General features: G+C 34.0%; 12 protein-coding genes and 2 tRNA genes. 9 read left to right on the top strand and 5 right to left on the bottom strand.

The genetic code is table 11. The annotated features are described in order from the left end of the window. Positions 1-38 precede the first annotated feature (38 nt). A complete protein-coding gene (locus EV697_RS04385; RefSeq protein WP_132023023.1) occupies positions 39-1,349 on the bottom strand; it encodes a PTS sugar transporter subunit IIC in 1,311 nt (436 codons plus the stop codon). A gap of 2 nt (positions 1,350-1,351) precedes the next feature. Then, entirely contained in the window at positions 1,352-2,680 is a 1,329-nt protein-coding gene (locus EV697_RS04380; protein WP_132023021.1) for an alpha-L-fucosidase, read from the bottom strand. Positions 2,681-3,047: 367 nt separating this feature from the next. Here EV697_RS04380 and EV697_RS04375 point away from each other — a divergent pair, with 367 nt between their 5' ends. Both EV697_RS04375 and EV697_RS04370 read left to right on the top strand, forming a co-directional pair. Then, positions 3,048-3,755: a pirin family protein gene (locus tag EV697_RS04375; protein ID WP_132023020.1), complete on the top strand. Its 708-nt coding sequence runs from the start codon at positions 3,048-3,050 to the stop codon at positions 3,753-3,755. A 64-nt stretch (positions 3,756-3,819) separates the two neighbouring features. Further along, entirely contained in the window at positions 3,820-4,428 is a 609-nt protein-coding gene (locus EV697_RS04370) for a nitroreductase family protein (protein ID WP_132023018.1), read from the top strand. A gap of 152 nt (positions 4,429-4,580) precedes the next feature. Here EV697_RS04370 and EV697_RS04365 read toward each other — a convergent pair. The 3 genes from EV697_RS04365 to orn form a co-directional block, all read right to left on the bottom strand. Next, positions 4,581-4,656: transfer RNA gene (locus EV697_RS04365), tRNA-Gly, on the bottom strand. Between the two features lie 22 nt (positions 4,657-4,678). Next, positions 4,679-4,754: transfer RNA gene (locus EV697_RS04360), tRNA-Gly, on the bottom strand. A 92-nt stretch (positions 4,755-4,846) separates the two neighbouring features. After that, the gene (gene orn / locus EV697_RS04355) at positions 4,847-5,398 is read right to left on the bottom strand and encodes an oligoribonuclease (RefSeq protein WP_132023016.1); all 552 of its coding nucleotides are present in this window, start codon (positions 5,396-5,398) and stop codon (positions 4,847-4,849) included. Positions 5,399-5,469: 71 nt separating this feature from the next. Between orn and rsgA the strand changes: the two genes are divergently transcribed. From rsgA to lpdA, 7 genes are all read left to right on the top strand, one after another. Continuing rightward, positions 5,470-6,519, top strand: a complete 1,050-nt coding sequence (gene rsgA / locus EV697_RS04350) for a small ribosomal subunit biogenesis GTPase RsgA (RefSeq protein ID WP_132023014.1) — start codon at positions 5,470-5,472, stop codon at positions 6,517-6,519. A gap of 234 nt (positions 6,520-6,753) precedes the next feature. Continuing rightward, a complete protein-coding gene (gene ptsH, locus EV697_RS04345; RefSeq protein WP_132023012.1) occupies positions 6,754-7,011 on the top strand; it encodes a phosphocarrier protein Hpr in 258 nt (85 codons plus the stop codon). A gap of 117 nt (positions 7,012-7,128) precedes the next feature. Next, on the top strand, positions 7,129-8,856 hold the full coding sequence (gene ptsI / locus EV697_RS04340) for a phosphoenolpyruvate-protein phosphotransferase PtsI (protein WP_132023010.1): 1,728 nt from the start codon (positions 7,129-7,131) through the stop codon (positions 8,854-8,856). 69 nt (positions 8,857-8,925) lie between these two features. After that, positions 8,926-9,429 carry a PTS glucose transporter subunit IIA gene (crr, locus tag EV697_RS04335; RefSeq protein ID WP_418883956.1) on the top strand — a complete coding sequence of 168 codons (504 nt, stop codon included), beginning with the start codon at positions 8,926-8,928 and terminating at the stop codon, positions 9,427-9,429. 416 nt (positions 9,430-9,845) lie between these two features. Further along, complete coding sequence (aceE, locus tag EV697_RS04330) at positions 9,846-12,509, top strand: pyruvate dehydrogenase (acetyl-transferring), homodimeric type (protein WP_132023006.1); 2,664 nt, start codon at positions 9,846-9,848, stop codon at positions 12,507-12,509. An 88-nt stretch (positions 12,510-12,597) separates the two neighbouring features. Then, on the top strand, positions 12,598-14,493 hold the full coding sequence (aceF, locus tag EV697_RS04325) for a pyruvate dehydrogenase complex dihydrolipoyllysine-residue acetyltransferase (protein ID WP_132023004.1): 1,896 nt from the start codon (positions 12,598-12,600) through the stop codon (positions 14,491-14,493). A gap of 80 nt (positions 14,494-14,573) precedes the next feature. Continuing rightward, positions 14,574-15,995: a dihydrolipoyl dehydrogenase gene (gene lpdA / locus EV697_RS04320; RefSeq protein WP_132023002.1), complete on the top strand. Its 1,422-nt coding sequence runs from the start codon at positions 14,574-14,576 to the stop codon at positions 15,993-15,995. The last annotated feature ends 102 nt before the right edge of the window (positions 15,996-16,097 follow it).

The following is a 16,097-nucleotide window of genomic DNA, read 5'->3' as shown; positions in this document are numbered from 1 at the left end:
TAAAATTATCACTGTATTATTTTAACTTTAAGATTGATTTATGACTTTATTGTTGCTTCAGTATGTTGTATTTGCTCTTTAGCAATACAAGTTTTTTCATAAATCTTAAAGAATGGATAATAAATAATTATATCTAATACAATTAATCCTATACTAAGTATTGGAGCCCATATATCACCACCTGAAACCAAATAAGCACCTATTGGGGCAGGGGTTGTCCAAGGCGCCATTAAATAAACACGATGAATGAGATTAAAATCCAAGATCAAATAAGCAATAATTGCATTCGCCATTGGGGCAAAAATTAATGGAATAAAGAACATTGGATTTACAACCATTGGCACACCATACACTATAGGTTCACCAATAGAAAAGAAGGATGGAACTAAGCCAATTTTACCAATAGAACGTAGATGAGCTGATTTACTACGTACTAATAGGAACGCTAATGCAATAACTCCACCAGAAGCACCATGAACAATGTAAAAATCCCAGAAAGAATTGGTAACAATATAAGGTAGAGGATCACCAGCTTGTAGTGCCGCTAAGTTAGCTGCCATATTTTGAAGTAAAAATGGTGTCCATAATTGCATTAACACCAATGAACCATTAATACCTAAAAACCATAATAAATGGGTAGCGAATACAAATAAGCAAATAGCGCCTAAAGAATCACTAACTTTAATTAATGGAGCCATAAAATCCATAATTAATTGCGGGATCGTTGTACCAGTTGAATGTTCAATATATAAAGCAAAAGGATAAAGTGTAAGCAAGACTGCTAAAATAGGAATAACTATATTCAAAGATTCAGCAACAGCGGTAGGTACTTCTTTTGGTAACCGAATTTTTATATTTAAATATTCAAGTAATCTTGTTAATTCAACAGTATAAATAGCAATAAAAATTGCGGAGAATAAACCAATTCCACCAAAAAATTTAATATCCATTGCACCATCTTTTATTGGAGTTGCAACCAATAAAAAAGCCATTACAGATAAAAATGCAGCTGGAAGTGGTTCTCTCTTGTAGGCTTTTGCTAAATTATAAGCAATACTCGCGGCAGTAAATAATGAAATGGCATTAAATGATACTTGGAAGAATCGCCAACCATAATCACTTGCCCAATGAGAAAACGCCCACCAGGCTTGTCCAAAAGCATTAGTTGTATTTTCATCAAAAGGTGGAATTAATAAAATCATAATGAAGCTACCAACGATTAAGAATGGTAATACAACAATAAAACCATCTCTAATTGCAGAAATGTGCGGTTGGTTTTCCATGCGTTTTGCTGTTGGCGCAACTTTTGCATTCATAAAATCAATAAAACGTTCTGATATTGTTGCCATAATTATTTTTCTCCTTTTGGTGATTTAAATCCAAGGGTAAACCAGTTATCCTGATAATTATCAATATGAAGTTCTCGTCCTTGTAGGGTGTTTTCTATATGGAATTGCACATCAGGATGCAGGGCTTGAATATCACCATAGAGTGAAAGCGGAATAATATTTTTACCTTCTTTTAATCCATCTAAGTATAGATATAAATCATTATTTACACGCGTATGATAATAAGTGATTTCTTGATATTTTGTAGTGAGATGTTGACTACAGCGAGAGGAATAAATACCTTCACCATTTATTCTTAACCATTGACCTAACGCTAACAAGCGTTCGACTTGCTCTTCTGGAATAGTGCCATCGGCTTTAGGTCCAATATTGAGTAATAAATTACCGTTATCTGATACTGTTTCAACAAGTAATGAAATTAATTCTTTCACTGAAATAAGGTGGCTTTCATCTTCAATTTGGTTATAACCAAAAGATAATCCCATACCTCGACACATTTCCCATTTTTTATCTCTCGAGGCTATACCATATTTATATTCTTTTGAGGTAAAATCGCACCAAAGTTTATTCCAACGATCATCAACTACCCCTTCAGATACAGTGTTGTAATAATGAGCAAAAAGGTGAGGTAACATATGTTCACCAACTTTTGGCCAACCAATATCATTCCATAGCACATCAGGTTTATAGCGATCAATTAGCTCTATCACTTGTTTATAAGCAAAATCAGCATATTCATAGGTAGGACAGGCATTAGAAAAATTTTGACTTTCTGTGAAAATTGGATCGGAGGCATATTGCCAATCAATAATGCCTGAATAGTAGGCTCCCATACGTAGACCTTTTTCTCTAACACTTTCAGTTAGTTCACCCATTAGATCACGTTTAGGTCCATTATTCATACAGTTAAAATCAGTATGTTTACTTGGGTATAAGCAAAAGCCATCATGATGTTTTGTTGTTAAGACGACATATTTAGCTCCCGCTTGTGCAAATAATTCAGCCCATTGGTTTGGTTGCCATTTTTCTGCTTTCCATTGAGGAATAAACTGATTATAAGTAAAATCTTCACCATAAGTTTTTAAATGATGTTCATAAGTAGGACCTTTTTTAACATTAATTGAATTAGAATACCATTCCGCATAGGGATTATTACAAAACCACTCTTCATCAATATCAATTTCACCCAATTGGCAAGTTGGTGGTGCAAATGCTGGTACCGAGTAAATTCCCCAATGAATAAAAATACCAAATTTTGCATCTTCATACCATTTGGGTACCTCATGGGTTTTAATTGAATTCCAGTCAGCACAGTAGCGTTTCTGTTTCATAAAATCTCCTCAAAATCAAGATTGGTTTATACTGAAGAATATTTTGAAATTTTTATTTCGTATTATCAATAAAATAAAATTTTTGGTTTGTTTTTTGTGAATTAGTTCACATAAACAAACCGAAATTAAGGAGATATTTTTGTTATGAATGCCCGATTTTTTGTTTTGATAACTATATCGGTCATTAGATATTTTAATTTTATTGATAGGAACATTATTTTATTGTTCTGCTTTAAAGAATTATGATTTGATTTTATGGTTATTTATCTTCATCTCATCAATAGATAGAATAAATCCAACAAATTAAGGGGGACACATAAAAAGTATGTGTTTTCTTATTATTTCAAACAACAACTAAGGACTTATTATGAAAACAATTTATCATTCTGCTGATTCTCGTGGTAATGCTGATCATGGTTGGTTGAAAAGCAAACACACTTTTAGTTTTGCTAATTATTATGATCCAGAACGTATGGGATTTGGTGCATTAAGAGTTATTAATGATGATTATGTACTTGGTGGATATGGTTTTGGAAAACACCCACATCGTGATATGGAAATTATTAGTATTCCGTTATCTGGAAAACTTAATCATGGCGATAGTATGGGAAATCAAGGTATTATTGAAAATGGTGAAATTCAAGTCATGTCAGCTGGAACTGGCGTTGTTCATTCAGAGATGAATGGTGATGAAATTGAACCAGTTAAATTTTTACAAATTTGGGTATTACCAAATAAAAATAGAGTAGAGCCACGCTATCAACAAATTAAACTCAGCGACATAATGAAAGCAAATGAGTTTAATCAAGTGTTATCTCCAAATCCAGATGATCAAGGTGTATGGATTCATCAAGATGCATGGTTTAGCTTAGGTAAATTTGATAAAGGAATAAGTAGAAATTACAATATTAAAAAATCTAACAATGGTGTTTATGTTTTTGTTATTGAAGGTACGGTAAGTATTGATGGGAAAACATTAAATGCACGTGACGGTCTAGGTATTTGGGATACAGAAAGTTTTACCGTTGATGTATTAGATAATGCAAAAGTATTACTTATGGATGTACCAATGTAATTATTGAGAACAATAATTAAAAAATGGCACTATTTAAAATTAAGTATATTTCAGGAGAAAAATTATGTCAGATTTAAAAATTTTACAAAAAAATGCAGAAAAACGCCGTTCAATTTATGTATTAAACGATCAATTACCTGTTGATCAGCAACAACTTATTGATTTAGTCGAACATACAGTATTACATACACCATCAGCATTCAACTCACAATCATCACGTGTTGTTGTATTATTTGGTGAAGAACACAAAAAAGTATGGCAAATAGCAGAAGATGTATTGCGTGGTATTGTTGCAGATGATGAGAAATTTAAAGCAACTGAAGAAAAATTGAATTTATTTAAAGCTGGAGCTGGTACTATTTTGTTCTTTGAAGATCAAAATGTGGTAAAAGGATTACAAGATAATTTCTCAGCTTATGCTGATAGATTCCCTGTTTGGGCAGAACATGCAAGTGCAATGCATCAATATGCTATTTGGACAGCATTAGCAAGTATTGATATTGGTGCAAACTTACAACACTATAATCCAATTATTGATGAACAAGTTGCAACAACTTGGAATATTGATAAAAATTGGAAATTAGTTGCACAAATGGTTTTTGGTGGGATAGTTCAACCTGCAGGTGAAAAAACATTTCAACCGCTTGAAAATCGTGTAAAAGTATTTAAATAAATTTTAATTAAACTTAGAAGAACAAAAGCAATATGAGAATAAATCATATTGCTTTTTTATTATTACCAATTTGATTTATTTGTAGGTGTAAATGTTGCTAACATAAATAACTTAATCAGTGTTATTGTTGCAAAATAATTCAGATATTTAATTGGAGCGGGAAACGAGGCTCGAACTCGCGACCCCAACCTTGGCAAGGTTGTGCTCTACCGACTGAGCTATTCCCGCAAAAGAGATGAATGAGATGGATTGGAGCGGGAAACGAGGCTCGAACTCGCGACCCCGACCTTGGCAAGGTCGTGCTCTACCAACTGAGCTATTCCCGCTAAAATGCCATTCATTTACTGAACGGACGACATTATACAAATATTTTTATTAGGTGCAAGTGGTTCAATGAAAAAATACAGTAGTTGCGAAATTATTCATCAATTTTGATAAAAGTTTTGCGATAATAAGCAAGCTCTGCAATGGACTCACGAATATCATCTAAAGCTAAATGGGTATTTTTTTTGTTAAATCCAGCTAGAATTTCTGGCTTCCAACGAGTTGCCAATTCTTTTAAGGTACTCACATCTAAATGACGATAATGGAAATAATCAGCAAGATCAGGCATATATTTAAATAAAAAACGTTTATCTTGAGAAACACTATTACCACAAATCGGAGATACACCTTTAGGTACCCATTTTTTTAAGAAATTAATGGTTTGTAATTCTGCTGCTCGTTCACTTAATTTACTATTTTTTACTCTTTCAACTAGCCCATTTGCATTATGGGTTTTAACACACCACTCATTCATATTAGCTAATAGTTCATCAGATTGGTGTATTGCTATTACTGGACCTTCGGCGAGAATATTTAAATTTTTATCAGTTACAATAGTAGCGATTTCTATAATACGTTCTTTTTCTGGATCAAGACCTGTCATTTCTAAATCAATCCAAATAAGATTTTGTTTATCTAATTGCATATTTTAGGGTATCCTATAACTAGTTTTTTAATATTCTAACCTAAAAATGACCGCACTTTAAGGATTTATCTTTGAGCAAACGTAAATTAACACAAAATCAACAACGTAGAATTCAGTCTAACAATATAAAGAATTTAAAACGCCATCAACGAAAAAATAAAAAAGATATTGATTGGCAAGATGATATGTTAGGTAACTCTCAAAATGGTACAGTGGTAACTCGATATTCAGCACATGCTGATGTTGAAACTGAAAATGGCGAGATTTTTCGTTGTAATATGCGTCGTAGCTTATCAAGTTTAGTGGTTGGCGATAAAGTCATTTGGCGTAAAGGGAATGAACAATTACAAGGTATTAGTGGTGTTATTGAAGGAATTTATCCTAGGGAAAATGAAATTACTCGACCAGATTACTATGATGGTTTAAAACCTATTGCCGCAAATATTGATCGTATTATCATTGTTTCTGCGGTAATTCCTAGCTTATCTTTAAATATTATTGATCGTTATCTAGTAATTTGTGAAACCTCAAACATACCTGCTGTTATCGTTGTTAATAAAGGCGATCTTCTTAATGAATTACAACGAAAAGAAGTTGAACAGCAATTAAAAATTTATGAGGACATTGGTTATCAGACATTAATTATATCTGCTGAAACAAAAGAGAATATGGATAAACTGGAAGTGTTGCTTTCTTCTGGAACATCAATTTTTGTTGGGCAATCCGGTGTTGGAAAATCAAGTTTAATCAATATGTTATTACCAGAAGTCAACGCCGTTACTAATATAGTAAGTGAAAATTCAGGATTAGGACAACATACAACAACATCATCAACTTTGTACCATTTGCCTCAAGGAGGGAACTTAATTGATTCTCCAGGAATTAGAGAATTTGGTTTATGGCATTTAGAGCTTGAACAAATAACCAAAGGATATAGGGAATTTCAATATTTTTTAGGTGCTTGTAAATTTCGAGACTGTAAACATTTAAATGATCCAGGTTGTGTAATATGTGAAGCAGTAAAAATGGGTAAAATTCATAAAACTCGATTTGAAAATTATCATCGATTAGTGGCTAGTTTGGCTGAAAATAAGGCACAACGACATTTTTCTACAAGTTAATATCGTTAAAATAAGGTTAAAAAGTGTCTAAATATTGCACAAAAAAATCTTTTTTTGTGATTTACTTCAAAAGTTAGTGTGTTTTTTCTTGATTATTTTACGTTGAAGTCTGATACTAGCACTAATTTATTTTTTATTTAAAAATAAATATAAAATTAATTAGGTAGCGATAGCAATATTGTTATCCAGATTTTTAATTATGAAGAATTTACTTACTTATAACAGGATACAATTATGTACTCAAAAGATGTTGAAATTACCGCACCAAGTGGCTTACATACTCGCCCAGCAGCACAGTTTGTGAAAGAAGCTAAAGCATTTGTTTCTGATATTACTGTAACTTCGGCTGGAAAAAGTGCAAGTGCTAAGAGTTTATTCAAATTACAAACTCTAGGTTTAACACAAGGTACAGTAATTACTATTTCAGCTGAAGGTGAAGACGAACAAAAAGCTGTCGATCATTTAGTTGCTCTTATTCCAACCTTAGAATAATCTAGAAATTAGCCATAATACTCAATTTTATTTTTTATTAAAATAAAGTGCGGTAGTTTTATGGCTAATATTTTATTATAGCAACTAATTTTTATTTCTTAATTTTGGAAGGTTCATATGATTTCAGGTATTCTCGCCTCTCCAGGCATTGTTTTCGGTAAAGCACTTGTATTAAAAGAAGAAAAAATTGTTCTTGATACACAAAAAATTTTAGAGTCTGACATTGAAAATGAAATTGAAAAATTTTATCGAGGACGAGAGCTTGCTGTAGAACAGCTTACATCAATCAAAGATAAAGCAGCTAAAACTTTGGGCGAAGAAAAAGCCTCAATCTTCGAAGGTCATTTAATGATTTTAGAAGATGAAGAGTTAGAAGAGGAGATTATAGATTACTTACGTTCAAATAAAGTAAATGCAGCAGTTGCTGCGAGTAAAATCATTGATCAACAAGTTGTGATGTTATCTGAAATAGATGATGAATATCTTAGAGAACGTGCTGGTGATATTCGTGATATTGGTAATAGACTGATTAAAAATATTTTAGGAATGAAAGTTGTTGATTTAGGTGATATTAATGAAGAAGCTATTTTGGTTGCTTATGATTTGACTCCATCAGAAACGGCACAATTAAACCTTGATAAAGTGCTTGGTTTTATTACGGATATTGGTGGTAGAACATCACATACTTCTATTATGGCTCGTTCTTTAGAGATTCCAGCTATTGTTGGAACTAATAATATTACAAAGAAAGTTAATTCGGGCGATTTTTTGATTTTAGATGCCGTCAATAATCAAATTTATATTAATCCTAGTAAAGAAGATATTGATCGTTTAAAAGCATTAGAAAAACAAATAAAAGAAGAAAAGTTAGAGTTAGCAAAACTAAAAGATTTACCTGCATTAACCTTAGATGGGCATCGTGTAGATGTTGTTGCGAATATTGGTACTATCCGCGATTGCGAGGGGGCAGATCGTAATGGTGCCGAGGGCGTTGGATTATATCGAACAGAATTTTTATTTATGGATCGGGATCAACTACCTACAGAAGAAGAACAATTTATTGCTTATAAAGAGGTTGTAGAGGCAATGAATGGAAGATTAGTTATCTTGAGAACGATGGATATTGGTGGTGATAAAGAACTTCCCTATTTAAATTTACCTAAAGAAATGAACCCATTCTTAGGGTGGCGTGCAATTCGTATTGCTCTGGATCGTCGCGAAATTTTAAATGCACAATTAAGAGCGGTATTAAGAGCCTCTGCTTTTGGACGATTAGCTGTAATGTTTCCAATGATTATTTCTGTGGAAGAAATCCGAGAATTAAAAGGGGTAATTAATACCCTAAAACAGGAGCTAAGAGAACAGAATATTGCTTTTGATGAAGATATTCAAATTGGAGTAATGGTTGAAACTCCTTCAGCTGCGGTTAATGCAAGATTCTTAGCAAAAGAAGTTGATTTCTTTAGTATAGGAACTAATGACTTAACACAATATACATTAGCGGTGGACAGGGGAAATGAACTGATTTCACACTTATATAATCCAATGGCCCCTTCGGTTCTTTCCTTAATTAAACAAGTTATTGATGCTTCTCATGCAGAGGGTAAATGGACTGGTATGTGTGGAGAGTTAGCTGGAGATGAAAAAGCAACATTATTACTTTTAGGTATGGGATTAGATGAGTTTAGTATGAGTGCAATTTCTGTTCCTAGAATTAAAAAACTAATTAGAAATGTGAATTATCAGGATGCTAAATTATTAGCTGCTCAGGCACTTGAACAACCTACAAGTGAAGATATTGATAGATTAATTAATGTTTTTTTAACAGAAAAAGCACTTAATTAATACCATTAGTAAAATTTTTAGGCTAGAATAAAGCGATCTTTATTTAGTAGGAGATTTAAAATGGGTTTTTTGGATAGATTTAATAAATTATTTTTTGGTTCAAAGGAAGGTAAAGCGACTACCTGCGAAATTTATGCACCAGTTTCAGGAGAAATTGTCAGTATTGAAGATGTACCTGATGTGGTTTTTTCTGAAAAGATTGTTGGTGATGGTGTAGCTATTCGTCCAACTGATAATAGATTAGTTGCGCCTGTTGATGGTGTAATTGGTAAAATTTTTGAAACCAACCATGCTTTCTCTATGGAATCTAAAGATGGCGTAGAGTTATTTGTTCATTTTGGTATTGATACGGTTGAATTAAAAGGCGAAGGCTTTACTCGTATTGCTCAAGAAGGACAAGAAGTGAAACATGGTGATACTATTATCGAGTTAGATTTAGCATTTTTGGAAAGCAAGGCTAAATCAGTACTTACACCTGTAGTAATTTCAAATATGGATGAAATTAATACTATGGATAAAAAATCTGGTACTGTTGTTGCAGGAGAAAGTGTTGTATTAGTTTTAAATAAATAAAGCCTAGATATTATAGATAAAAGAAATAAGCACACAGTTTAAATAACTTAGTGTGCTTATTTTTTATCTATAACCAAAGTTATATTTTATTAAACTTAAGTAAATATCACTCCATTAGAATTATGGGAGAAATCATCAAATAATCTTATTCTGTTAAAATAAGAGAGAATGTTATTAAAATAAATATTAATCTTAAATTTTTTGCTTAAAAATGATATTTTCCCTATTTTATGAAGAAAAATTACTATCTTTATTTTAAAAAATCTACTAATATTTACAGAATTTGTTAAAAATTTGTAACGTGCTTTTTTATGGAGCAAAACAAATTAATTATTAGAATTTAGTTCTTAATCTGTCGTTTAATTTTCAGCTGTAAATTAAACTTAACATTTAACTTAGTAAATAAGGAAAAGACTATGTCAGACATTCTTAGAAATGACGTAGATCCTGTCGAAACCAGTGATTGGTTATTGGCGATCGATTCGGTTATTCGTGAAGAAGGTGTTGAAAGAGCACAATTTATTATCGAACAATTAATTCAACATGCTCGAGCTAATTCAGTTTCATTACCAACAGGGGTGACAACTGATTATATTAATACTATTCCAACTTCTGAAGAGCCTAACTATCCTGGTAATTTAGATTTGGAGCGTCGTATTCGTGGAGCAGTGCGTTGGAATGCAATAATGATGGTGTTACGTGCCTCTAAAAAAGATTTAGAGCTTGGTGGTCATATGTCATCATTCCAATCTTCAGCAACAATTTATGAAGTATGTTTCAATCATTTCTTTAAGGCTCGTAATGAAAAAAATGGGGGAGATTTAGTCTTCTTCCAAGGACACATTTCGCCAGGAATTTATGCACGAGCATTCTTAGAAGGTCGTTTAACAGAAGAACAATTAGATAACTTCCGTCAAGAAGTGAAAGGTAAAGGACTTTCGTCTTACCCTCATCCAAAATTAATGCCAGAATTTTGGCAATTCCCAACCGTATCAATGGGGTTAGGACCACTTAATGCTATTTATCAAGCTCGTTTCTTAAAATATTTACACAATAGAGGCTTGAAAGATACAACGGATCAAACAGTTTATGCTTTCCTTGGTGATGGCGAAATGGATGAAGTGGAATCTAGAGGTGCTATTTCTTTTGCTGCTCGTGAAAAATTAGATAACCTTGTTTTTGTTATTAACTGTAATTTACAACGTTTAGATGGACCAGTAACAGGCAACAGTAAAATCATTCAAGAGTTTGAAGGTTTATTTAATGGTGCAGGTTGGGAAGTCATCAAAGTTATTTGGGGACGTCGTTGGGATCGTTTATTACAACGTGATACATCAGGTAAATTATTACAATTAATGATGGAAGTTGTTGATGGTGATTACCAAACAATGAAATCCAAAGATGGTGCTTATGTTCGTAAACATTTCTTTGGTCGTTATCCTGAAACAGAAGCATTAGTCGCTGAAATGACTGATGATGAAATTTGGGCATTAAATCGTGGCGGTCATGACCCATTAAAAGTTTTTGCGGCATTTAACAAAGCAAAACAAGTTAAAGATAAACCTGTTGTTTTATTAGTAAAAACAATTAAAGGTTATGGAATGGGTGATGCAGCAGAAGGTAAAAATATAGCACACCAAGTGAAAAAAATGGATATGTCAGGTGTTAGACATGTGCGTGATCGTTTTAACATTAATGTATCTGATGATGAAATCGAAAAATTACCATACATTAAATTTGAAGAAGGTTCAGAAGAATACAAATACTTACATGAACGCCGTCAAGCATTGAAGGGGTATTTACCAACTCGTTTAAAACGTTTCTCTCAAGAGCTAGCTATTCCAGCTTTAGAAGAGTTTTCTCAATTATTTGAAGCTCAATCTCGTCCAATTTCGACTACGATGGCATTTGTGCGTTCATTAAATGTATTACTAAAAAATAAATCTGTTGGTAAACATATTGTACCAATTATTGCAGATGAAGCGCGTACATTTGGTATGGAAGGCCTCTTCCGTCAAATTGGTATTTACAATCCACATGGGCAGAATTATACCCCACAAGATCGTGAACAAGTATCTTACTATCGTGAAGCTGTTGATGGTCAAGTATTACAAGAAGGTATTAATGAGCAAGGTGCAACAGCATCTTGGTTAGCGGCGGCAACATCTTACTCAACAAATGATGTTCCAATGATTCCATTCTTTGTATATTACTCAATGTTTGGTTTCCAACGTGTTGGAGATTTAATGTGGGCAGCGGGCGACCAACAAGCTCGAGGTTTCATGATTGGTGGTACATCTGGTCGTACAACATTAAATGGTGAAGGCTTACAGCATGAAGATGGCCACAGCCATATTCAAGCTTCTGTTATCCCTAATTGCATTTCTTATGATCCAGCATTTGCTTATGAAGTTGCTGTTATCATGCAAGACGGTGTGCGTCGTATGTATGGTCCAGAACAGGAAAATATTTATTACTACATCACTACATTGAATGAAACTTATGATCAGCCAGCAATGCCAAAGGGTGCTGAAGAAGGTATTCGTAAAGGTGTTTATAAGTTTGAAACGGTTACAGGACAGGGTAAAGGCAAAGTTCAATTATTAGGTTCAGGTTCGATTTTACGTCATGTTCGTGAAGCAGCAAAATTACTTGCAGATGATTTTGGTATTACTTCAGATGTATATAGTGTAACGTCATTTACCGAAGTAGCTCGTGATGGCGCAAATACAGAACGTTGGAATTTATTACACCCACAAGAAAAACCTCAAGTATCTTATATTGCTCAGGTTATGAACGAGGCTCCAGCTGTTGCGGCAACTGATTATGTGAAATTATTTGCTGATCAAATTCGTGCTTATGTACCAGCGAAAAGTTATCGCGTATTAGGAACAGATGGTTTTGGTCGTTCAGACAGTCGTGAGAACTTAAGAGAACATTTTGAAGTAAATGCACACTATATCGTTGTAGCTGCATTGTTTGAACTAGTAAAAGAAGGTTCAATTGATGCTAAAGTTGTTTCTGAAGCAATTACTAAATATGGTATTGATGCAGAAAAAATTAATCCATTATATGCATAATTTGTAACAACTATTTCTGATTTTATGTAAATAGTGTGAGAAAGCAGTGGGTATTAACCCACTGCAATATGATAAAGGATAAGATAATATGGCTAAACAAATTGCAATCCCTGATATTGGTGGGGATGAAGTTACCGTAACGGAAGTAATGGTAAAAGTAGGTGATACTGTCGCTGTTGATCAATCAGTGATTAATGTTGAAGGTGATAAAGCTTCAATGGAAGTACCTTCTCCAGAAGCTGGCATAATCAAAGAACTTCTAGTAAAAGAAGGCGATAAAGTGACAACGGGTACACCAATGTTTATTTTAGAAAGTGCAGATAATAACACAGCTTTAGAGACTGAAGCACCAGCATCTGCATCAACAAATAATAATGTAGCAACCTCAGTTGTTGAAATTCATGTGCCAGATATTGGTGGTGATGAGGTTAATGTAACGGAAATCTTAGTCAATATAGGTGATACCGTTTCAGAAGAACAATCAATCATTAATGTTGAAGGCGATAAAGCATCAATGGAAGTTCCTGCACCAACTGCTGGTGTAGTAAAAGAAATTTTAATTAAAGTTGGTGATAAAGTTTCTACAGGATCGTTAATTATGAAATTTGAAGTGGCAGGAACTTCATCGGCACAAGTGCCTACTCAAGAAGTGGCTGCTCCTTCATCAACAACAGCAACGACAAGTGCAATACAAGATGTTAATGTACCTGATATCGGTGGTGATGAAGTTAATGTTACTGAGATAATGGTAGCAGTTGGCGATACGGTGTCAGAAGAACAATCTCTTATTACAGTTGAAGGCGACAAGGCTTCAATGGAAGTGCCTGCACCATTTGCTGGTGTAGTAAAAGAAATTCTGGTGAAATCTGGTGATAAAGTATCTACTGGTTCATTGATTATGCGTTTTGAAGTAGTTGGCACTGTTTCTGCTCCTGTAGTAGCTACTCCAGCTCAACAAACACCAGCTCAACCAGCTACAACAGTAGCTCAAAATACAGCAACTACTGCACCAGTAGCACAAGTTGATGTAACAACAAGTAAAGAATTTAGTCATGCAACGCCAGTAGTTCGCCGTTTAGCTCGTGAATTTGGTGTGAATTTAGATAAAGTAAAAGGTACTGGTCGTAAAGGTCGTATTCTTAAAGAAGACGTACAAGCTTATGTTAAAGCTGCAATTAAAGCGGTGGAAAGTGGTAGTGTTTCTGCAACAGCAACAACAGGAGCAGCAAATGGTGCTGGATTAGGATTATTACCATGGCCGAAAGTTGATTTCAGTAAGTTTGGTGAAACAGAAGACGTCGAATTAGGTCGTATCCAAAAAATCTCAGGGGCGAATTTACATCGTAACTGGGTAATGATTCCACACGTAACACAATGGGACAAAGCAGATATTACGGAATTAGAAAAATTCCGTAAAGAACAAAATGTATTAGCTGAAAAACAAAAACTAGAGGTAAAAATTACCCCACTAGTTTTCATTATGAAAGCTGCAGCAAAAGCATTAGAAGCTTATCCTCGTTTTAATAGTTCATTATCAGAAGATGGTCAACGCTTAACTCTGAAGAAATATGTCAATATTGGTGTGGCAGTTGATACGCCAAATGGTCTTGTTGTTCCAGTATTCAAAGATGTGAATAAAAAAGGCATTATTGAATTATCTCGTGAATTAGCTGCTATTTCTAAGAAAGCAAGAGCGGGTAAATTAACTGCATCTGATATGCAGGGTGGTTGCTTTACTATTTCAAGTTTAGGTGGTATTGGTGGTACACATTTCACTCCAATCGTTAATGCTCCAGAAGTAGCGATTTTAGGTGTTTCTAAATCAGAAATGGCACCAGTATGGAATGGTAAAGAATTTACACCAAGATTAATGTTACCATTATCATTATCTTATGATCATAGAGTAATAGATGGTGCTGATGGTGCAAGATTTATTACTTTCTTAAATGCAGTATTAAGTGATCTACGCCGTTTAGTAATGTAATGAAGTAAAGAATAGGGTGTGTTAATCATACCCTATTACAAAGTGCGGTATTAAATCGTAAAGTTTTAACGAGGTAAATAATGAACAAAGAAATTAAAACTCAAGTCGTTGTACTTGGTGCGGGACCAGCTGGTTATTCTGCTGCATTTCGTTGTGCTGATTTAGGATTAGAAACGGTCATCGTTGAACGTTATTCATCTTTAGGTGGTGTATGTTTAAATGTAGGTTGTATTCCATCAAAGGCATTATTACACGTAGCAAAAGTAATTGAAGAAGCAAAAGCATTAGCTCAACATGGAATTGTATTTGGTGAACCAAGTACTGATGTAGATAAAATTCGTGGTTGGAAAGAAAAAGTGATTAATCAACTTACTGGTGGTTTAGCAGGAATGGCTAAAATGCGTAAAGTTCAAGTGGTTAATGGCTATGGTAAATTTTCTGGACCAAATAGTATTATTGTAGCTGGTGAAGAAGGTGAGATCACCGTTAAATTTGATAATGCTATTATCGCAGCGGGTTCTCGTCCAATTCAATTACCTTTTATTCCCCATGAAGATCCACGCATTTGGGATTCAACAGATGCGTTAAGGTTAAAAGAAGTACCAGAAAACCTATTAATTATGGGGGGGGGTATTATTGGGCTTGAAATGGGAACAGTTTATCACTCACTAGGTTCTAAAGTTGAAGTGGTAGAGATGTTTGATCAAGTGATACCTGCTGCAGATAAAGATATGGTAAAAATTTATACCAAACGTATCGAAAATAAATTTAATTTACTTTTAGAAACAAAAGTAACAGCAGTTGAAGCAAAAGAAGATGGTATTTATGTTTCTATGGAAGGCAAAGCTGCGAATGAAACACGTCGTTATGATGCGGTATTAGTTGCAATCGGTAGAACACCAAATGGCAAATTAATTGATGCGGGTGTTGCTGGTGTAGAAGTGGACGATCGTGGGTTTATCCGAACAGATAAACAAATGAGAACAAATGTACCACATATCTTTGCTATTGGGGATATTGTTGGGCAACCAATGTTAGCTCATAAAGGCGTTCACGAAGGTCATGTTGCTGCAGAAGTTATTGCAGGGAAAAAACATTACTTCGATCCAAAAGTAATTCCTTCTATTGCTTATACTGAACCTGAAGTGGCTTGGGTTGGAAAAACTGAAAAAGAATGTAAAGCAGAGGGACTTAACTATGAAGTAGCAAAATTCCCTTGGGCTGCCTCTGGTCGTGCGATAGCTTCTGATTGTGCCGATGGTATGACTAAACTTATTTTTGATAAAGAAACACATCGTATTCTTGGTGGGGCAATAGTCGGTACTAATGGCGGTGAATTACTTGGTGAAATTGGTTTGGCTATTGAAATGGGTTGTGATGCAGAAGACTTAGCCTTAACTATTCATGCTCACCCAACATTACATGAATCAGTAGGATTAGCTGCAGAAGTATTTGAAGGATCGATCACCGATTTACCAAATCCAAAAGCAGTGAAAAAATAACTTAATTAATTTATATTAAGTAATACACAATGAGCCTTTCTTATAAAAATAAATAAGAAAGGCTTTTTTATTATAGATAGACGGTGTCTATCTATAAAAACC

The organism is Bisgaardia hudsonensis (assembly GCF_004345785.1).
GTDB classification, from domain to species: Bacteria; Pseudomonadota; Gammaproteobacteria; order Enterobacterales; family Pasteurellaceae; genus Bisgaardia; species Bisgaardia hudsonensis.
This window is presented reverse-complemented; position numbering and strand designations above follow the sequence as displayed.